Source organism: Nodosilinea sp. FACHB-131 (genome assembly GCF_014695395.1).
GTDB lineage: Bacteria > Cyanobacteriota > Cyanobacteriia > Phormidesmidales > Phormidesmidaceae > Nodosilinea.
The window spans coordinates 287,584-302,706 of the sequence record NZ_JACJOF010000007.1; the positions used below are offsets into that span (position 1 = coordinate 287,584).

The 15,123-nt window shown below is 59.5% G+C and carries 17 protein-coding genes; 9 read left to right on the forward strand and 8 right to left on the reverse strand.

Features of this window, described 5'->3' with window-relative positions; genetic code table 11:
• Positions 1 to 144 precede the first annotated feature (144 nt).
• The 4 genes from H6F75_RS04455 (at position 145) to H6F75_RS04470 (ending at position 3,603) form a co-directional block, all read left to right on the forward strand.
• Positions 145 to 1,062 (forward strand): hypothetical protein, encoded by a 918-nt coding sequence (locus H6F75_RS04455; protein WP_206754669.1) that lies wholly within the window; start codon positions 145 to 147, stop codon positions 1,060 to 1,062.
• 83 nt (positions 1,063 to 1,145) lie between these two features.
• Complete coding sequence (locus tag H6F75_RS04460; RefSeq protein ID WP_190749583.1) at positions 1,146 to 2,702, forward strand: NAD(P)H-hydrate dehydratase; 1,557 nt, start codon at positions 1,146 to 1,148, stop codon at positions 2,700 to 2,702.
• A 5-nt stretch (positions 2,703 to 2,707) separates the two neighbouring features.
• Positions 2,708 to 3,340, forward strand: a complete 633-nt coding sequence (locus H6F75_RS04465) for a rhomboid family intramembrane serine protease (protein ID WP_347710606.1) — start codon at positions 2,708 to 2,710, stop codon at positions 3,338 to 3,340.
• Positions 3,341 to 3,399: 59 nt separating this feature from the next.
• Complete coding sequence (locus H6F75_RS04470) at positions 3,400 to 3,603, forward strand: hypothetical protein (RefSeq protein WP_190749585.1); 204 nt, start codon at positions 3,400 to 3,402, stop codon at positions 3,601 to 3,603.
• Between the two features lie 55 nt (positions 3,604 to 3,658).
• Here H6F75_RS04470 and trpD read toward each other — a convergent pair whose 3' ends face one another.
• Positions 3,659 to 4,717 (reverse strand): anthranilate phosphoribosyltransferase, encoded by a 1,059-nt coding sequence (gene trpD, locus H6F75_RS04475; protein WP_190749730.1) that lies wholly within the window; start codon positions 4,715 to 4,717, stop codon positions 3,659 to 3,661.
• Between the two features lie 353 nt (positions 4,718 to 5,070).
• On the opposite strand from trpD, the gene H6F75_RS04480 reads away from it, so the two are divergent.
• On the forward strand, positions 5,071 to 5,478 hold the full coding sequence (locus H6F75_RS04480) for a nuclear transport factor 2 family protein (protein ID WP_190749587.1): 408 nt from the start codon (positions 5,071 to 5,073) through the stop codon (positions 5,476 to 5,478).
• 9 nt (positions 5,479 to 5,487) lie between these two features.
• Here the strand turns inward: H6F75_RS04480 and H6F75_RS04485 are convergent, their stop codons facing one another.
• The 4 genes from H6F75_RS04485 to H6F75_RS04500 form a co-directional block, all read right to left on the reverse strand.
• Positions 5,488 to 5,934 carry a hypothetical protein gene (locus tag H6F75_RS04485; RefSeq protein ID WP_190749589.1) on the reverse strand — a complete coding sequence of 149 codons (447 nt, stop codon included), beginning with the start codon at positions 5,932 to 5,934 and terminating at the stop codon, positions 5,488 to 5,490.
• A 203-nt stretch (positions 5,935 to 6,137) separates the two neighbouring features.
• Positions 6,138 to 7,841 carry a glycoside hydrolase family 3 N-terminal domain-containing protein gene (locus tag H6F75_RS04490; protein ID WP_347710607.1) on the reverse strand — a complete coding sequence of 568 codons (1,704 nt, stop codon included), beginning with the start codon at positions 7,839 to 7,841 and terminating at the stop codon, positions 6,138 to 6,140.
• Positions 7,838 to 8,275, reverse strand: a complete 438-nt coding sequence (rbfA, locus tag H6F75_RS04495; protein ID WP_190749591.1) for a 30S ribosome-binding factor RbfA — start codon at positions 8,273 to 8,275, stop codon at positions 7,838 to 7,840. Before rbfA ends, H6F75_RS04490 begins: the two co-directional genes overlap by 4 nt.
• Positions 8,276 to 8,299: 24 nt before the next feature.
• A complete protein-coding gene (locus H6F75_RS04500; RefSeq protein WP_190749593.1) occupies positions 8,300 to 8,497 on the reverse strand; it encodes a DUF751 family protein in 198 nt (65 codons plus the stop codon).
• Positions 8,498 to 8,685: 188 nt separating this feature from the next.
• Between H6F75_RS04500 and H6F75_RS04505 the strand changes: the two genes are divergently transcribed.
• Together H6F75_RS04505 and H6F75_RS04510 are read left to right on the forward strand one after the other, a co-directional pair.
• Positions 8,686 to 9,525 (forward strand): Dam family site-specific DNA-(adenine-N6)-methyltransferase, encoded by an 840-nt coding sequence (locus tag H6F75_RS04505; RefSeq protein WP_190749595.1) that lies wholly within the window; start codon positions 8,686 to 8,688, stop codon positions 9,523 to 9,525.
• Between the two features lie 80 nt (positions 9,526 to 9,605).
• Positions 9,606 to 10,337: an EcsC family protein gene (locus H6F75_RS04510; protein WP_190749597.1), complete on the forward strand. Its 732-nt coding sequence runs from the start codon at positions 9,606 to 9,608 to the stop codon at positions 10,335 to 10,337.
• A gap of 102 nt (positions 10,338 to 10,439) precedes the next feature.
• On the opposite strand, the gene H6F75_RS04515 is transcribed toward H6F75_RS04510, so the two are convergent.
• The gene (locus H6F75_RS04515) at positions 10,440 to 10,916 is read right to left on the reverse strand and encodes a CRR6 family NdhI maturation factor (RefSeq protein WP_190749599.1); all 477 of its coding nucleotides are present in this window, start codon (positions 10,914 to 10,916) and stop codon (positions 10,440 to 10,442) included.
• A gap of 501 nt (positions 10,917 to 11,417) precedes the next feature.
• Between H6F75_RS04515 and H6F75_RS04520 the strand changes: the two genes are divergently transcribed.
• Together H6F75_RS04520 and H6F75_RS04525 are read left to right on the forward strand one after the other, a co-directional pair.
• Positions 11,418 to 12,047 carry a sigma-70 family RNA polymerase sigma factor gene (locus tag H6F75_RS04520; RefSeq protein ID WP_190749601.1) on the forward strand — a complete coding sequence of 210 codons (630 nt, stop codon included), beginning with the start codon at positions 11,418 to 11,420 and terminating at the stop codon, positions 12,045 to 12,047.
• Positions 12,048 to 12,292: 245 nt separating this feature from the next.
• Positions 12,293 to 13,225: an MBL fold metallo-hydrolase gene (locus H6F75_RS04525; protein ID WP_190749603.1), complete on the forward strand. Its 933-nt coding sequence runs from the start codon at positions 12,293 to 12,295 to the stop codon at positions 13,223 to 13,225.
• On the opposite strand, the gene H6F75_RS04530 is transcribed toward H6F75_RS04525, so the two are convergent.
• Positions 13,222 to 13,902, reverse strand: coding sequence for an SH3 domain-containing protein (locus H6F75_RS04530; RefSeq protein WP_190749605.1), 681 nt, complete (start codon positions 13,900 to 13,902; stop codon positions 13,222 to 13,224). The two genes, H6F75_RS04525 and H6F75_RS04530, sit on opposite strands and share 4 nt — an antisense overlap.
• 111 nt (positions 13,903 to 14,013) lie before the next feature.
• Positions 14,014 to 15,123, reverse strand: coding sequence for an ABC transporter ATP-binding protein (locus H6F75_RS04535; protein ID WP_190749607.1), 1,110 nt, complete (start codon positions 15,121 to 15,123; stop codon positions 14,014 to 14,016).

Here is a 15,123-nt window from a genome sequence, read left to right on the forward strand (position 1 = left end):
CTGCGCTAGCTAAAAGATTGGGATAGAACGATGCGGTTTTTAAAATCTGCGCTAACATCCTCAAGGCATATAGAGGACGGGCAAAAAGTCGTTGATGCTTGACCGTCTACCGGTTCACCATACGAGTAATGGGCAGGAGTCGTGATGGCAATGCAGAACAGTTGGTTGGGTTTATGGAGTAGCTGCGGGCGCGGGCTGCCTCTAAAAGTGGCAGCGGCGATCGCGATCGCTGCCGCTGCGGTAATCAGTACAGCGTCCCAGGGCATGGCCCAGGGCTATGAAGTCGTGCCGCCGCTACCCGCTGGGGCAGTGCCCGTGCCTGGGGCGGCTATGCCCCAGCAGGTGCCCCCTAGCAGTGGCCAGCAGTATTTAATCTACGTTGGCGACACCAGCGACGCCACGCTAAGCCAGGTGCGTCTGGTGGAGCCAACGGCCTTTCGCACCTCGTTTCAGGGGCGATCGGTGATTCAGGCGGGGCGGTTTAACATGACCGGCAATGCCCAGCAGCGCATTACCGACTTGGGAGCTTTAGGGGTCAGGGCTGAGATGGCTCAGGTGGCGGCGGCTGTACCCTACTATTCTCAAACGGCTTCGCTACCCAACAACGTTTATGCGTCCAACGGTGATTTGCCGCCCCTGCCCGACGCGGCATTTTCCCAGGCTGCGGTGACGGCTGTGCCTGTGCCAGCCCTACCGCCGGGTGTTGCTGCGGTGCCCCCGACTGCGGGGAATGTGGAGTTTGGCCAAGAGCTCAACTATGGTGTGCCGGCCGCACCTCCCGCTGGGGAAATCATGGCGCCACCGACATCGGCTCCGCCGATGACTGAATCGGCTAGCGCTCCTTACTACGTGGTGATTCCCACCGACGCTTCAAGCTTAGGCGCTGTGAGCAGTCAGGTGATTCAGCTTGGCACTCCGCCCGATCGCGTACAGCAGCGCACAGAACCTCGGGGTCCCCACGTCGCTGTTGGCCCCTTTGCCGATCGCGGGTTGGCGAACCGGTGGAATAATTTCTATCGCGAATCTGGCCTTGGCAACAGCCGGGTTTTCTTTGAGCGATAGATACCGCTGGGCACTAAAACAATAGGATCAATGGGCGATGGATTGTATTGAGAGTCCATCGCCTATTGTTTGTTTGTAAGCCCATGAGCTGTGAATTTCGCGATCGCATCGTCACCGCTGAGCAAATGCGGGCCATTGAAGGCCGCCTGTTTGACGCCGGCATGCCGGTGGCCGCGCTGATGGAAAAGGTGGCGGGCCGCATTGTTGCTTGGGTGGTGGCTCAGTTTCCGCTCCAGCGCTATGCCCAAATTGCTGTGGTGGCGGGGCCAGGGCACAACGGCGGCGACGCGCTGGTGGTGGCGCGCGAACTGGCTGCTCAGGGCTATCGGGTGCAGGTGTGCAGTCCGGCCGAGCGCCTAAAGCCGCTGACTGCTGACCACCTGCGGTTTATAGAGTATTTGGGCATTCCAGTTGTGAAGGCGATCGCAGAGCTGGCCCCCTGCGATCTGCTGATCGATGGACTGTTTGGTTTTGGCTTAGAGCGCCCGGTCGACGGGGCCATGGCTGACGCGGTGGCGGCAATCAACGCGGCCAATTGCCCAGTGGTCAGTATTGACCTGCCCTCGGGATTGAACACCGATACGGGTAAGGCGCTGGGGATAGCCGTGCAGGCTACTTACACCCTCTGCCTGGGCCTGTGGAAGCGGGCGTTTTGCCAGGAGGGAGCGCTCGCCTACCTGGGGCAACCCCATCTCATTGACTTTGATATTCCCCCAGCGGCGATCGCAGCCGTACTCGCAGCGCTGCCTGACGTGCGACGGGTAACTCTGCCCGCAATTCGACAGCGATTACCGCTACCGCGCCAGCCCAACACCCACAAGTACCGGGTAGGGCATTTGCTGCTGGTAGCGGGGTCGCGGTCCTACGCCGGGGCGGCGTTGCTGACGGCTTTGGGAGCCAGAGCTAGTGGGGTAGGCATGCTCACCCTAGCAGTGCCGGAGTCGCTGCGATTGATGGTGGTGGCTCAAATTCCTGAAGCGCTGGTGGTGGGCTGTCCAGAAACGGCGACGGGGGCGATCGCCCGACTGCCGGATACTCTAGACCTGAGCCGCTACAGCGCGATCGCTTGCGGACCAGGGCTGAGCCGCCAGGCTACCGAGCCAGTGCAGGCGGTTTTGCAGAGTTCGACGCCCCTATTGCTCGATGCCGACGGCCTCAATCTCCTGGCGGATCTAAGCGCTATAGACGCTCTGGTAAAACGGCAGTCACCCACAGTGCTGACGCCCCACTGGGGCGAGTTTAAGCGGCTGTTCCCTGAACTGCTGAAGAATTCTGAGGACGGCGGCGCGGCGGCGCAGCAGGCCGCTGCCCAGAGTGGAGCGGTGGTGCTGCTAAAGGGTGCCTGTACGGCGATCGCCCACCCCGACGGCACCCTTTGGTACGTGCCCGAAAGCACCCCAGCCCTGGCGCGTGGGGGCAGCGGCGATGTGTTGACCGGCTTAATTGGTGGTCTGCTGGCCCAGGCTATGGCCGCAGATGCCGATAGTTCCTTAAATGCCGCCTTGGATGCAGCGCTGGTAGGAGCCTGGTGGCACGGCCAGGGGGCTCGCGCTGCCGCCCGCGAGCGCACCGAGCTGGGGGTCGATGGCACCCAGTTAGTCCAATACTTGAACCCGGTGCTGGCCCAGGTGCTAGCCTGAAGGGCGTGAGTTTAGTTGCGGCTGCGATCGCCTTGTTTTCCTTCGACTCAATCGTCTTGCCCGATGGCTTTCGCCAGGGAATCTCTTTGCTGGCCTACCTGTTGGTGCTGATGTGGGCACTGGCCGTAGTGGATTTTGTCACCGGGCGGCGGGTATTGAACAAACTCAGCATTGCACCCCGCAGTCTAGACGGGCTGCCGGGTATTGCGGTCGCTCCGCTACTCCACGGCGACTTTGGCCACCTGGCCGCTAACTCTGGCCCGCTGGTCATTTTAGGCACTGTGATCTTGCTCCAGGGGCTAGAGGTGCTGGGGCTAGTCACAGTGTTTTGCTGGGTGTTTAGCGGCGTGGGCATTTGGCTGTTGGGTCGCCCCGGCACCCGACACTTGGGGGCCAGCGGCGTGGTGTTTGGCTACCTTGGCTATCTGCTGCTGCGGGGCTATTTTGAGCGCAGCCCAGGGGCGATCGCCGCGGCTGTGGTCGTCGGCTTGCTCTATGGCAGCGCCCTGTGGGGCCTGCTGCCGCTTCAGCGCGGCAAGTCGTGGGTGGGCCACGGCATGGGCTTTTTAGCGGGTGCGATCGTCGCCCGCAAACTCGACATCATGTTGGAATGGGTACGGTACAACTCGGGCTTTTAGCTTCTGCCCTAAAAGCTGGCTCCGCCCTCTTCGTTCTTCCCTTTTCTCTCTTTCGCCCCATGGCCGACTCCCCCTCCCACTTCACCCCCGACGAGCTAGAGCGCTGGCGCTTTGGCCTGGCCCAGGCGAATTTGAACAACATTCTCTGCCACTGCCGTGACTGCGACGAGACCTGGATGGCCTCCGACGACGAAAACATTGCCTGCGCTTGCGGCAGCCGCCGGGTCGAGCACATCCCCTGCTGGCAATTTCCTGACGGCTAATGTTTCTGTTGAGTGAGAGGAGTCGAAGCCAACAGAAATCTGGAGCACAGCAGCCTTAAGCCAAGAACGTTACCAGGGCTTGCAGCTTATCCCAGGCGGTCCCGCTGGCAAGAATGTCTTTCGCCAGAGCAATGCCCTCGGTAACAGAAACTTCTAAAGATTCGCCTTTCACCTTTTCGCCCACTTTGAGCGCCAGGGCCGCATTCAGAGCCACCACATCCTGCTGAGCCTGGGTGCCTTTACCTTGAAGCACGGCGGTCAGAATGGCGGTATTCTCTTCAACCTCGCCGCCGCGCAGGGCGCTAAGGGGGGCAGCAGCTAAGCCCAGAGCCTGGGGATCGATCACGGCGCTTGTGACCTGGCCGTTCTCAACCACCGAAATATCGGTTTTGTCGCCTAGCCCGGCTTCATCCAGTCGTTCGCGGCCGTGGAGCACGATCGCTTGAGGAATGCCCAGTTGGTTGAGGGCCTCGGCCATGGCGGGCACTACAGCCACGTCGTAAACGCCAATTACCTGACCAGTGGGCTGCAACGGGTTTACCAACGGCCCCAGTAGGTTAAACACCGTGCGCACTTTGAGGGCGCTGCGCAGAGGAGCCACCGCTTTCATCGCCGGGTGCCAGCCTCGGGCGAATAGAAAGGTGACGCCCACCTCATCCAATGCCGCTTTGACCCGCTCGGGGTCGGCCCCCAGATTGACGCCGAGGGCTTCGAGCACATCGGCAGACCCCACCTTGCTGGAGGCGGAGCGGTTGCCGTGCTTGGCCACCCGAATGCCCGCCGCCGCCGCAACGAACGCTACGCAGGTGGAAATATTAAAGGTGTGAGCCCCGTCGCCCCCGGTGCCGCAGGTATCAATGCAGGGAGTGAGATGGTGAATTTTGCCTTCGCCGCCAAGGGATTGCCCCTGGAGCACCCGCGCCATGCCCGCCAGCTCATCGGCGGAGACGCCCTTGGCCTGGAGCACCGCCAGCAGCCCGCCCGACACCACCTCAGGAATGTCTTCGCTGAGCCAGCCGCGCATCAGGGTTTCGGCCTGCTCCTGGCTGAGCGATTCCCCTAGAATGAGGCGCTGCAAGAAAGCTGACCAGTCTTGAACAGTGGCAGCGGTCATGGCTTGGGTCACGGCTTGGCTCTAGGGGTAAAGGACAGATCGGCGAATTAGCTCCCCTATTTTCTCCTAGAACGTCCGTTTACGAGCGATCGCTCCTGCTGAAACGCCGTGGCAAAAGAACGAAAACAGAAGCGCGAAAAGTGAAAAAGTGCCCGATAGGTCTAGATCCTGGCATTCTGGGCTGTCCTAACTCAGACTTTATATGCCATAGCCAATTCCTTTGCCCAGAACAGCGATCGAGCGATCGCAGAGCATCCTTAATGAACTCAATTTTTATTTGCTCTGTCAACGGATAGACGCTCTAACCCGGTTCAGCCCTCTATCGTAAAACCATCTATCGCTGGAGGACGACCATGGCCACTCGCACTGCTGAAGCACCCCTAAACTTGGTGACGGTTTCCTCTGCCGTCGACGGTTACTTTGCGGGCTTCAACGCAGAAGACTACCGCGCGGTAGCAGCTCTGTTTGCAGCCGATGGCGTTCTGCGAGCTCCCTTTGAGGAACCGATTGTAGGGGCCGAAGCAATTTACACCTATCTGGAAGCTGAGGCTGTATCTATGCGCGCCACACCGGTCGAGGTTGAGACCGAGGTGGACGCCGATGGCACCCAGCGCGTAGTGGTCAGGGGTCGAGTTAAGACGCTGCTGTTCACTGTGGGCGTGCGCTGGACCTTTGTGCTGACGGCGGTAGATACCATTCAGTCAGCTGAAATTAAGCTGATGGCGTCGCTGCAAGAGCTAATGCAGCTCGATCGCGGCTAGGACAATATCCTAGGCGGCTCTAGGCACCGATGGCTGCCCCCAGGCGGCAGTGAGCAGCGATCGCCCCAGGTTCAAATGCTGGGGCGCACATTGCCAGTCGGGGTGGGCCGTCAACAGCAGCGATTCTAACGATTCGGTGTCGAATAGGTGCCACACCTCGGCCCCGGTTGAGCAGTCGGAGATCGCGTAGCAATTTTGGGCGACGCAGTGAATTGTGAGGCGATCGCTCATGCCAGCCGGCAGGTTCAACTCTTGGCCAATAGCCAGGCTTCTAAAGCTGTGAATTGCCTGTTGAAAGGCCTCTTCGCTCTGGGCAGCTAATCCCGACATTACCCGCAGCGATCGCGAGTCGCCGTTAACGCAGATCCAGTAGCGGCGCAGTGGGTCAATGCCTCTAAGCCAGGGCGATTCGTCATCAAGGCAATAGCGAGGTGCTCGGGATAGCTCAGAGAACATACTTTACCAAAAGGTGGCAAGCGATACACTTAGCATCGTGTAACTACCCAAGTTTGCTCAACGTGGAGCAACAAAAGTATAAAAATCTGATATAAGCCTTTACGTTTGCTTATGCTTAGCGGCTGTTGAAACTAGCTACTCCGGAGCTGCCGCTGCGACAAAAACTTGGAGTTCCCCAGGTGGAAGCCACCAACTCAATTGACCTAATCGGTGAACTCTTGGTTGACAGGAGTTGCCGATAGCTCTGGCAACAGAGCCGGCAGAATCAGGCTCTGGGCCAAGGGCATTTGCCCATAGGTAAACCCATGGGGCACTTGCTCGAAGTAGGGTCGCAGCTGTTCCAATGCGTAGGGGCTGCCATAGATCACCACCCCGCGCAGCAGTTGGGCCGATCGCAGGGTCTCCAGCCAGGTGGTCGCCAACTGTAGGAGTTGTGCGGAGCCGCGAAAGGGGTTACCCCGCACAAAAATCTGCACCAGGCTGGGCCGCAGCTCATGCTCAGCTAAGATTTCCTCGCGCTGCTGCCAATGCTGGCAACCCTGGGTATCGACCAGCTTGAGGTGGTAGTGGTGGCGCTGGGGCCAAGTGAGGGCCGCCGCCGTGCGCTCTAGAAAGCGACAGCCAACCACATCATCGACAATCACGATGTTGTGGCCGGGGGTGGCAGCGGTGGCGGGAGCGATTTGGCCTCGCACCGTCATCGATGCGGTAAATATGTCGGCGGCGAGCTGACGGGTTGCGGGTTGGGCCACTGCGGCCAAATTCACCGGGGGTGGCGGCAGGTGCTCCCAGGCGTGACCGGCCCCGTCGGGCAGCAGAGCCGGGGCCGCCTTTTGCTTGGCCCGCCAGAGGCGCTCCACGCTGGCCGTGATCCGCGCTGGGTCGATGCGCCCACAGTTCACGGCTTCTACTACCGCAGCGATCGTTCCTTCCGGATCGCCGGGCATGAGCAGCACGTCGGCACCGGCTTCCACCGCCAGCACCGCCGCTTCGTAGGGGCCGTAGGTGTTAGCGATCGCTCCCATAATCAAGGCATCGGTCACAATCAGCCCGTCGAAACCCATCTCCTGACGCAGCAGCCCGGTGAGGGTGGCGGGCGAGAGAGTGGCGGGCAGGCGGGCATCTAAGGCAGGAATCTGGAGGTGCGCCGTCATAACGCTGTCTACCCCGGCGGCGATCGCAGCTCGAAACGGGGTCAGCTCTAGCTCGTGGAGGCGATCGAGGCCGTGGGGCAGCACCGGCAGATCGAGGTGAGAATCGGTGGCGGTGTCACCATGACCTGGGAAATGCTTGGCGGCGGTGAGCACCGGCTGGGTCTGTGCCCCGCGAATAAAGGCCTGCGTCAGGGCGCTGACTCGCTCTAGCCCGTCGCTAAAGGCCCGCACGTTAATCACCGGGTTGGCGGGATTGTTGTTGACATCCACTACCGGGGCCAGCACCCAGTTGAGGCCAATCGCTAGCGCTTCGGCGGCGGTGGCGGCCCCAAAGGCCTCGGCGTAGGCCAGGGCGGCGGTGGGGTCGCGATCAGCCACGGCCGACAGCGCCATCGGCGGCGGAAACCAGGTGGCACCGCTAAATCGCTGACCGACCCCCTCTTCCACATCAGCGGCAATCAGCAGCGGAATCCGGGCCTGGGTCTGAATCGCCTGGGTCTTGAGCCCCACTTCGGCGGCGCTACCCCCCAGCAAAATGACTCCGCCCACGCCCAGTTCTTCGACGTAGTGGGTGAGGGTGGCGCTGTCGGCTTCCCAATCGGGATAGCGAATTTCGTGGTCAAACAGGTGACCCGAGGCGCGCACCACCACCATTTGGGACACTTGTTTTGCCAGGGATAAACTTTCAGGGGCGGGCAGCCGGGCCGAGGTGTTTACCCCAGAGGGCCAGTCGTTGACTGTCGCCCGGTTCACTCTTCCTCATCTCCGGAGATGGGTTCGTCGGGGGTGTCCGCGTCGTTCTCAAAAAACTCGTCGGTCAGGCCCTTTGCGGCGCGCTCTTGGCTGAGCTGGTTGATCAAGTTCAACACATTGGTGCCGCGTTCCATACCCACATCTTCTTTGAAAATGATTTCGGGGGTGCGTCGCAGTCGCAACCGCTGGCCCAGCTCGCTGCGCACAAAGCCGGTGGCGGCGTGGAGGCCCTCCATGGTTTCGGCTTTGGCCTCGGGGGTGCCATAGATGCTGACAAACACCTTGGCGTGTTGCAGGTCGCCCGACACATCGACATCGGTAACGCTGACCATGCCAGCCCCCACACGGTCATCTTTGATGTCGAGCATCATCATTTGGCTAATCTCTCGTTTGATGAGAGAAGCCACCCGCTCAACGCGACGATTATTAGGCATTGGTCTGTACTCCTGGTAATGGCATTAACCTAGGCCCAGCATTGCCCGCAGGGTAAAGGTGAGAAACAAAAAGCCAGCCACCATGGCGCCAATTAGCGCGATCGCCGTGGTGGGTTGCCTTAACAGCGGCACTAGGGGCTGGGCGGCGTTGAAAAATACGCCCAGGGTGAAGGAAATAAAGTAGCGCGGATAGCGAGAGATGTTGTCAAAAAAATCTTTCATGGCGGCAGACCGGGGGTTCTAGGGGCCAATGCGCGCAAAGCCCAGCGCACTGACTCTGAATTTAACTCGTTCTACATCCTAACCCACGACAAAAGGCCTTAACCCACGACAAAAGGGTGCTGCTCCGGCTGAGCTTTGCTATAGTTGGGGCATTCTTTAAACAAGTACATTTGATCTCAGGCAGTTCTGTGACAGTTGCCCTCTCTGCACCCCCGACGCTACAAGCGCGCCCTTTTCTCAAATGGGCGGGCGGCAAAAGTCGTTTGCTCAGTCAGTACGAGCCGTTTTTGCCCACAGCGATCGACACCTACTACGAGCCGTTTTTGGGCGGTGGGGCAATGTTCTTTCACCTGGTGGGACGGGCACGGCGGTCGGTGCTGGGAGATATCAATCCCGAGTTGGTCAACGTTTACTGCTGCGTGCGCGACCGGGTCGAACTGCTGATTCGTCATCTGTGGGATCATCAGCGCCGCCACAACCCGGACTACTACTATCAGGTGCGCCAGCGGCAAAATTTGCGATCGCCCGTGGAGCGCGCTGCCCGCCTGATCTACCTTAACAAAACCTGCTACAACGGCCTCTACCGCGAAAATTCCCAGGGCCATTTCAACGTGCCGGTGGGAAATTACAAAAACCCCACCATCTGCGATCCATCGCTGCTGCGGGCGGCCTCGGCGGCGCTGCAAACCGCTGAGATTCATACTTTTTCGTTTGAAATGCTGCTAGAGCGATCGCTCTCTCCCGGCGACTTTGTCTATTTCGACCCGCCTTACCATCCCCTTAGCTCCACAAGCAGCTTTACGGGCTATAGCCGCTACGGCTTCACCGGGGCCGATCAAGAGCGCTTGGCGGCGGTGTTTCGCACTTTAGTTAGCCAGGGGCAGCGGGTCATGCTCTCAAACTCTGACTGTGAGTTTATCCGTGAGCTCTACCAGGGGTTTACGATGCACCCGATTTTAGCGGCACGAGCAATTAACTCCCGCGCTGGGCGCCGGGGCAAAATCGGCGAGCTTTTGATCACCCGCTGACCTTACCTGGGGATGGATGCCAGGTCGCTGAGAATTGGTTATGAGTGGGATAGAACCCCATGCGATGCAGAGGCTAACCCATGACCACAACCCCGCCCCCCAGTCCTGAGCCTAGCGATCAAGCCCGCGACACCTTCCAGGCGGTTACCCAGGTCATGCAGGCGGTTGTGACGGTGCTTGACAATGTCACCGCTAATACCGGCAATGCAGTGGTGGAAAGGTTTCAGCCCTTTTTTGAGCCGGTAACCGCTACGGTTGGCAGCGTGGTTGGCCCTATTGCCGATTGGCCGTTTATTCACTTTGCCACTGCTCTACCGGGCATGCGGTGGCTGTTGGCGGCCCTAGGTCAGGTGAATGTAGAAGCAGTGCGATCGCAGGTGGCCGAGCTCCGTCAGCAATATCCCCAAGAGAGCAAGCGCGCCCTGGCCCAGCGGGTCATGGCCGAAACCGCTCTTAAGGCAGCGGGCATTGGTCTGGCTACCAACTTTGCCCCCCCGGTGGCCCTGGCGCTGACCCTGGTAGATATTGGTGCGATCGCCGCCCTCCAAGCCAACATGATCTACCGCATCGCCACCATCTATGGCTACTCGCCCACTGACCACGATCGTCGCGGCGAGGTGCTGGCTATTTGGCTACTGTCCTCCACCACCGCTGGCATGGTCAAATCGGGGTTGAGTATAGCCGAGCTCATCCCTGGCCTCGGTGCGGTATTGGGCATTGCCTCCGATGCGTCGCTGATCTACAGCGTCGGCTACTTTGCCTGCCGTTACTACGAAACTAAGCGATCGGCTCCTACAGAGATCTTGGTGTAAGTGAAGGTTTAAGGTGCAGGCAGGGTTCAAGGTACAGGGTGCAAGGTGTAGGGCTGTACCTTGTGCCTTGCACCTTGCACCCAAAACCTTTCCCCTTTTCCCTCAAACCAGCAGCTCAAACAACCCGTCATCAATTTCATAGCCCAGCATTTGGGTCATAAACTTCAGCCGGGTGTATTGGGTAATGCCCTGCCCCTTGAGCCAGGCAGCGATGACAAAAATCTTCGCCATCATAAAAATTTCTAGCCCCTCTGGGTTGTAGCGAATGCCCTCGGTAGGGCTGAATTGGTGGGGCACCAGCATCGCGGCGTAACGTCCTAGCTCGCCTGCCTCCCAGTCTAAAACCAGGGGCAACCAGGGGTAATAGGTATCTAAGCGAATAAACCACAGCCTAACCTCCGGCAGCTCTGACAGCTCGCGGGGGTCAGTGGGGTCACGGCTGATATCAACAACGAACCGCAGCCCAAGCTCGCCGTTGAGCACCTTACCTTCCGCCAGCAGCGGCTCGATTACCTCTTGGGCCGGGGTTAGGTCGAGAGTTTGCAGGTGAGATTCGTGCAGGGTAATGGTGTGGGCCATGGGGCAGCCAAATCGCAATAACAGAAGTACTGCCCATTGTCGCAGAGGGTGGCTCGCTCTGCCCTGAGTTGGCCCCATCGTACAGGACTACATCTAAGCGGACACTTTGGAGGAACGGCTGCGGGATTAACCCCTTTGGCGATGTCCCGTTGCCGATCGCATCTTAGCTATTGTCAAGACCTGTTGTTTTAGCCGCCAGACAGCGCCGTTGTGAGTTGTCTGGCATCTGTGTCATCAGAACCTGACAATGGGCAGTAGCCCGGTAAATTTACTATTCGCAGTCAAGACTTGTTTTCGGTTTTACACCACTAGAAAAACGGGCTTGGAGGGCTTGGACAGACAGATTTGAACGGCCGATTGGATAGGTTGGCGGTCGGTTTTGTAACTAGAGTCACACAGTTGTCTCCAGAGAACTCCGACTTTCTGTCCGGAAACTTCACGCTTCATGAAAACTTGATGCCGCTACATTAGAACTTAATCGCTGGTCATCTACCCAGAGTCATGCCGTCTCACCCCCCGTCAGAAACGCAGCAGTTTAACCATGATGTGCAGCTTCTGCTCAAACCCAATAACCCCCACGCTCGATCGCTCTTAGCCTTTATCAAGCGCACCATTCAGCAGTTTGGGCTGCAAGCTCACATTACCGAAATCGACATTTTTGTCGAAGCGTATCTGCGCGGCGTTCGCTACACTCAGCAAAACCAGGAGCACATTCGCCAGCCCAAGGCGTGGATGCGTCGCACGGCCTACAACATCATTCGCGAGTGCAAGCGCGATCGTCAGCGCTATCTAGCGGTGGCGTTTGACGAACTGATGGAGCAAGAGGCCGCTGACGGCAGCGCAGCGGCTGTTGATGACGAGGCGATTGCTAACGCCATTGCCTCGGTGCTGCAAGCCCTAGCCGCTTTGTCGCCGGGCGATCGCAACCTGATTCAGTGGAAAGTGGTTGAAGGCCTAACCTGGCCCCAGGTGCAGACAAAGCTGGTGGCAGCTGGCGAAGAGTGGGTATCCCTAGCGTCGTTGCGTAAGCGCGGGCAGCGCGCCCTAGAACGGCTGCGCACCGCATACCACATTTGTGACGGTGACCCTGGTGCCTCTGATTTACCCGCTCCCCCCGATTTGATGCCGTAGTGCCCAACGGACGGGTAGGGCCTCGCTAACCGGGATGAGGATCGGTAAAATGGCTGAAACTTCACCTCAGGGTAGGCCGTCAAAGAAATTTTTGGGGAAATACTAGATTCGGTCTGGAGAGTAGACTAATTGAAGCTCTCACAATGGATCCTTTACAGGCGTGACAATAAACCACCCTCCAAGTTTGGTTGTTGGGGTGCACAGCAATGAATCGCCGTCTAAACTTGGTGAAACGTTGAATTTGCATGGCCAACATCGCTAGCCCTTCCGATGCCCTATTTACTGCTCAGCCTGGGGACCTGGCCCAGTCTGGAACCGCTTTCCCAGCGCAAGCCTTTAGGCTGACCTTTTGGGGAGTGCGCGGCAATATTCCTGCACCGGGGGCGGACACGGTGCGCTACGGCGGCAACACGGCTTGCGTTGAAGTGCAGGTGGGTGGTCAGCAGCTGATTTTTGACGGTGGCACCGGCCTGCGGGTGCTGGGTCGCCACCTCATGGCTCAAGAGCAGCCCGTGGCCGCCCACCTCTTCTTTACCCATACCCAATGGGATCGCATTCAGGGCTTTCCTTTCTTTGCTCCGGCTTTTGCCCCGGCGACTCGGCTTGATATCTACGGCGCTCAGGCCCTTAACGGGGCCTCCATCAAGCAGCGCCTCACGGAACAAATGCTGCGGCCCAACTTCTTCAAACCGTTGCAAACCATGGCCGCCGCAATGACCTTTCACAACATTGCAGCGGGAGACGCGATCGCCCTGGGCGATGTCTTGGTAGAACCCTGGAGCCTGAACCGCCACACCAGCGCTTTGGGCTACCGAGTCAGCTGGGGCGATCGCGTGCTGGTCTATGCCACCGACACCGACCCAACCCAAACCGGCGTTGATCCCAATCTCCTGATGTTGGCCAGCGGGGCCGACGTCTTAATTTTTGATGGCACCTATGCCGATGCGGCCTACTCAGACCCCAACGGTGCTGGCTTAGTTCCCTGGCACCTGGGGATTGAGGTGGCTCAGGCGAGCCAGGTTAAGCGCCTGGTGCTGTTTCACCACAACCCGTGCCACAGCGACGATCAGCTCGACCAGATAGAGCGTCAGGTGCAGGCCAGTTTTGCCCAAGCCAGTTTAGCCCGCGAGGGCATGACCCTAGAGCTCGTTTCTGAATCGGTGGAGTCACCGTCTTAGGTCGGCTGAAGCAGGTCGCCTCGCACCCAGCCAGTGGTGCCTTCGTAGTTGACTTGATACCAGATAAAGCCGTCTTCTGGGTTTCCCCCCCGATCGAGGACATCGACTACGGCGCGACGGGGAGCTGTGCTCAGGATAGTGCTGCCCAGACGCGGGGCCGATCGCAGCCGAGCGGCTTCAGCAGATAGGACGAGCGCTGAGGTGCCGGGGGCAAAGTTGTTGCCGCGAAAGTTAGTGGCACCGGGGGGTACCCCGACCACCGGGTTAAAGCCTGGCTCTTTGAGCACAACGCTACCGTTGGCGGCCAGAATCTCTAGCTCGGTTTCGCCCACCACATTGATGCGGGCAAACCGCTGGGCCTCGCCTCCGGCTCTGTAGACCGTCTGGTCACGAGTGCTGGCCACGAGCTGAGTGGGGGCAGCCCGCAGTTCTACCGCATCGGTAGCCTTGTTATAGAGATTCATCAATAGGCTCGTGCCGCTACGATAGACGCGCACCACCTTGGATTCAGTCTCAAACAGCAGCACCGTTTCGATGGTGCCTGCCTGGGCCAGCCGGGTTTCCGGTAGGGGTGATAGGGCTGCGGGCTGGGCTGAAGCAGCGGCCAGGGCAGGGGTAGCGGTCAGCAGCGCCAGCGGGGCTAGCGATAGGCAAGCGCGTTGAAAAACCCAATTCATGGAATCACCTGAAACGATAAAACAGGGGGCTAGAGCAGCACAAAACCGCTCGCAGAATCTAAGCGTAACCATACTGCAAAACGCTGATGCTAGGCGGTATAGGGGCGATCGCTACCGAGGAGAGGCAGTCGAAAGCGAGCTGTGTGATCGGGTAGGCGACCCACCAGCTTGGGGAGTATATAGGCGCAACCGCTGGGACGGCACCGTGATTTGAACTCGGCTGCCCACATTGATCGCGCTCGTCATGGGCAGCCGAGCGTAGAGTAGCTGCCCCGAGGGGGTTTGCAGACAATACTTATACTCTCGGCCTAAAAACTGGCGATCGCGCACCACCACCACACCTTGGGCATCCTCCACCAAAGCCATATCTTCCTGGCGCACCATCAGGTCAGCCTGGGTGGCCTCAACGCCGGTGACTCCAAAGCAGCCCACCTCGGTCTGCCAGCCCTGGGGGCTGGGTTGGGCGGGCAAAAAGTTGGCCTGGGTGACAAATTCGGCGACAAAACGCGAGGCGGGCTGGCCATAAACGGCCTCTGGCGTATCGATTTGCTCTAGCTGACCCTGGTGCATGACGGCAACGCGATCGGCCAGGGCGAGGGCTTCTTCCTGGTCGTGGGTGACGAAGACGCAGGACGCCCCCACCTGGCGCAAAATGTCGCGCACCTCCTGGCGCAGGTATAGACGCACCTGCACATCCAGGTTGCTGAAGGGTTCATCCAGCAAAATGATCGCGGGGCGCGGGGCCAGGGCACGGGCTAGGGCCACCCGCTGCTGCTGGCCGCCCGACAGCTCGTGGGGAAAGCGGTGGGTTAGGGTTTCTAACCCGACTAGGGCGATCGCCTCGGCGGTGCGCTGTTGAAGATCGGTGCTGGGCCGGCCTTTGCGATCGCGCCGCTGGAGACCAAAGGCGACATTCTGCTCCACCGTTAGGTGGGGAAACAGGGCGTAGTCCTGAAACACGATGCCGACATCGCGGCGCTCGGGCGGTAGCCAGGTTGTGCCGCCCACGGGCTGACTGCCCAGGTAGAGGGTGCCCCCGTCTGGTTTTTCAAATCCTGCAACCAGCCGCAGCAAAGTAGTTTTGCCGCAGCCCGATGGCCCCAACAGCCCCAGGATCTCTCCCTGCCCTAGGCTGAGGCTGACCTGGTCTACTGCCGGGGCTAACTGGGGGCTGTAGCGTTTCGTAATGGCATCAAGGCGAAGAATAGGCGGTGGGGTCAT

What these genes read in the sequence shown, in the direction of transcription:
- H6F75_RS04455 (WP_206754669.1), top strand. Translation starts at nt 145, where the DNA reads ATGGCAATGCAGAACAGTTGGTTGGGTTTATGGAGTAGCTGCGGGCGC.
- H6F75_RS04460 (WP_190749583.1), top strand. Translation starts at nt 1,146, where the DNA reads ATGAGCTGTGAATTTCGCGATCGCATCGTCACCGCTGAGCAAATGCGG.
- H6F75_RS04470 (WP_190749585.1), top strand. Translation starts at nt 3,400, where the DNA reads ATGGCCGACTCCCCCTCCCACTTCACCCCCGACGAGCTAGAGCGCTGG.
- trpD (WP_190749730.1), bottom strand. Translation starts at nt 4,717, where the DNA reads ATGACCGCTGCCACTGTTCAAGACTGGTCAGCTTTCTTGCAGCGCCTC.
- H6F75_RS04480 (WP_190749587.1), top strand. Translation starts at nt 5,071, where the DNA reads ATGGCCACTCGCACTGCTGAAGCACCCCTAAACTTGGTGACGGTTTCC.
- H6F75_RS04485 (WP_190749589.1), bottom strand. Translation starts at nt 5,934, where the DNA reads ATGTTCTCTGAGCTATCCCGAGCACCTCGCTATTGCCTTGATGACGAA.
- rbfA (WP_190749591.1), bottom strand. Translation starts at nt 8,275, where the DNA reads ATGCCTAATAATCGTCGCGTTGAGCGGGTGGCTTCTCTCATCAAACGA.
- H6F75_RS04500 (WP_190749593.1), bottom strand. Translation starts at nt 8,497, where the DNA reads ATGAAAGATTTTTTTGACAACATCTCTCGCTATCCGCGCTACTTTATT.
- H6F75_RS04510 (WP_190749597.1), top strand. Translation starts at nt 9,606, where the DNA reads ATGACCACAACCCCGCCCCCCAGTCCTGAGCCTAGCGATCAAGCCCGC.
- H6F75_RS04515 (WP_190749599.1), bottom strand. Translation starts at nt 10,916, where the DNA reads ATGGCCCACACCATTACCCTGCACGAATCTCACCTGCAAACTCTCGAC.
- H6F75_RS04520 (WP_190749601.1), top strand. Translation starts at nt 11,418, where the DNA reads ATGCCGTCTCACCCCCCGTCAGAAACGCAGCAGTTTAACCATGATGTG.
- H6F75_RS04525 (WP_190749603.1), top strand. Translation starts at nt 12,293, where the DNA reads ATGGCCAACATCGCTAGCCCTTCCGATGCCCTATTTACTGCTCAGCCT.
- H6F75_RS04530 (WP_190749605.1), bottom strand. Translation starts at nt 13,902, where the DNA reads ATGAATTGGGTTTTTCAACGCGCTTGCCTATCGCTAGCCCCGCTGGCG.
- H6F75_RS04535 (WP_190749607.1), bottom strand. Translation starts at nt 15,123, where the DNA reads ATGACCCCACCGCCTATTCTTCGCCTTGATGCCATTACGAAACGCTAC.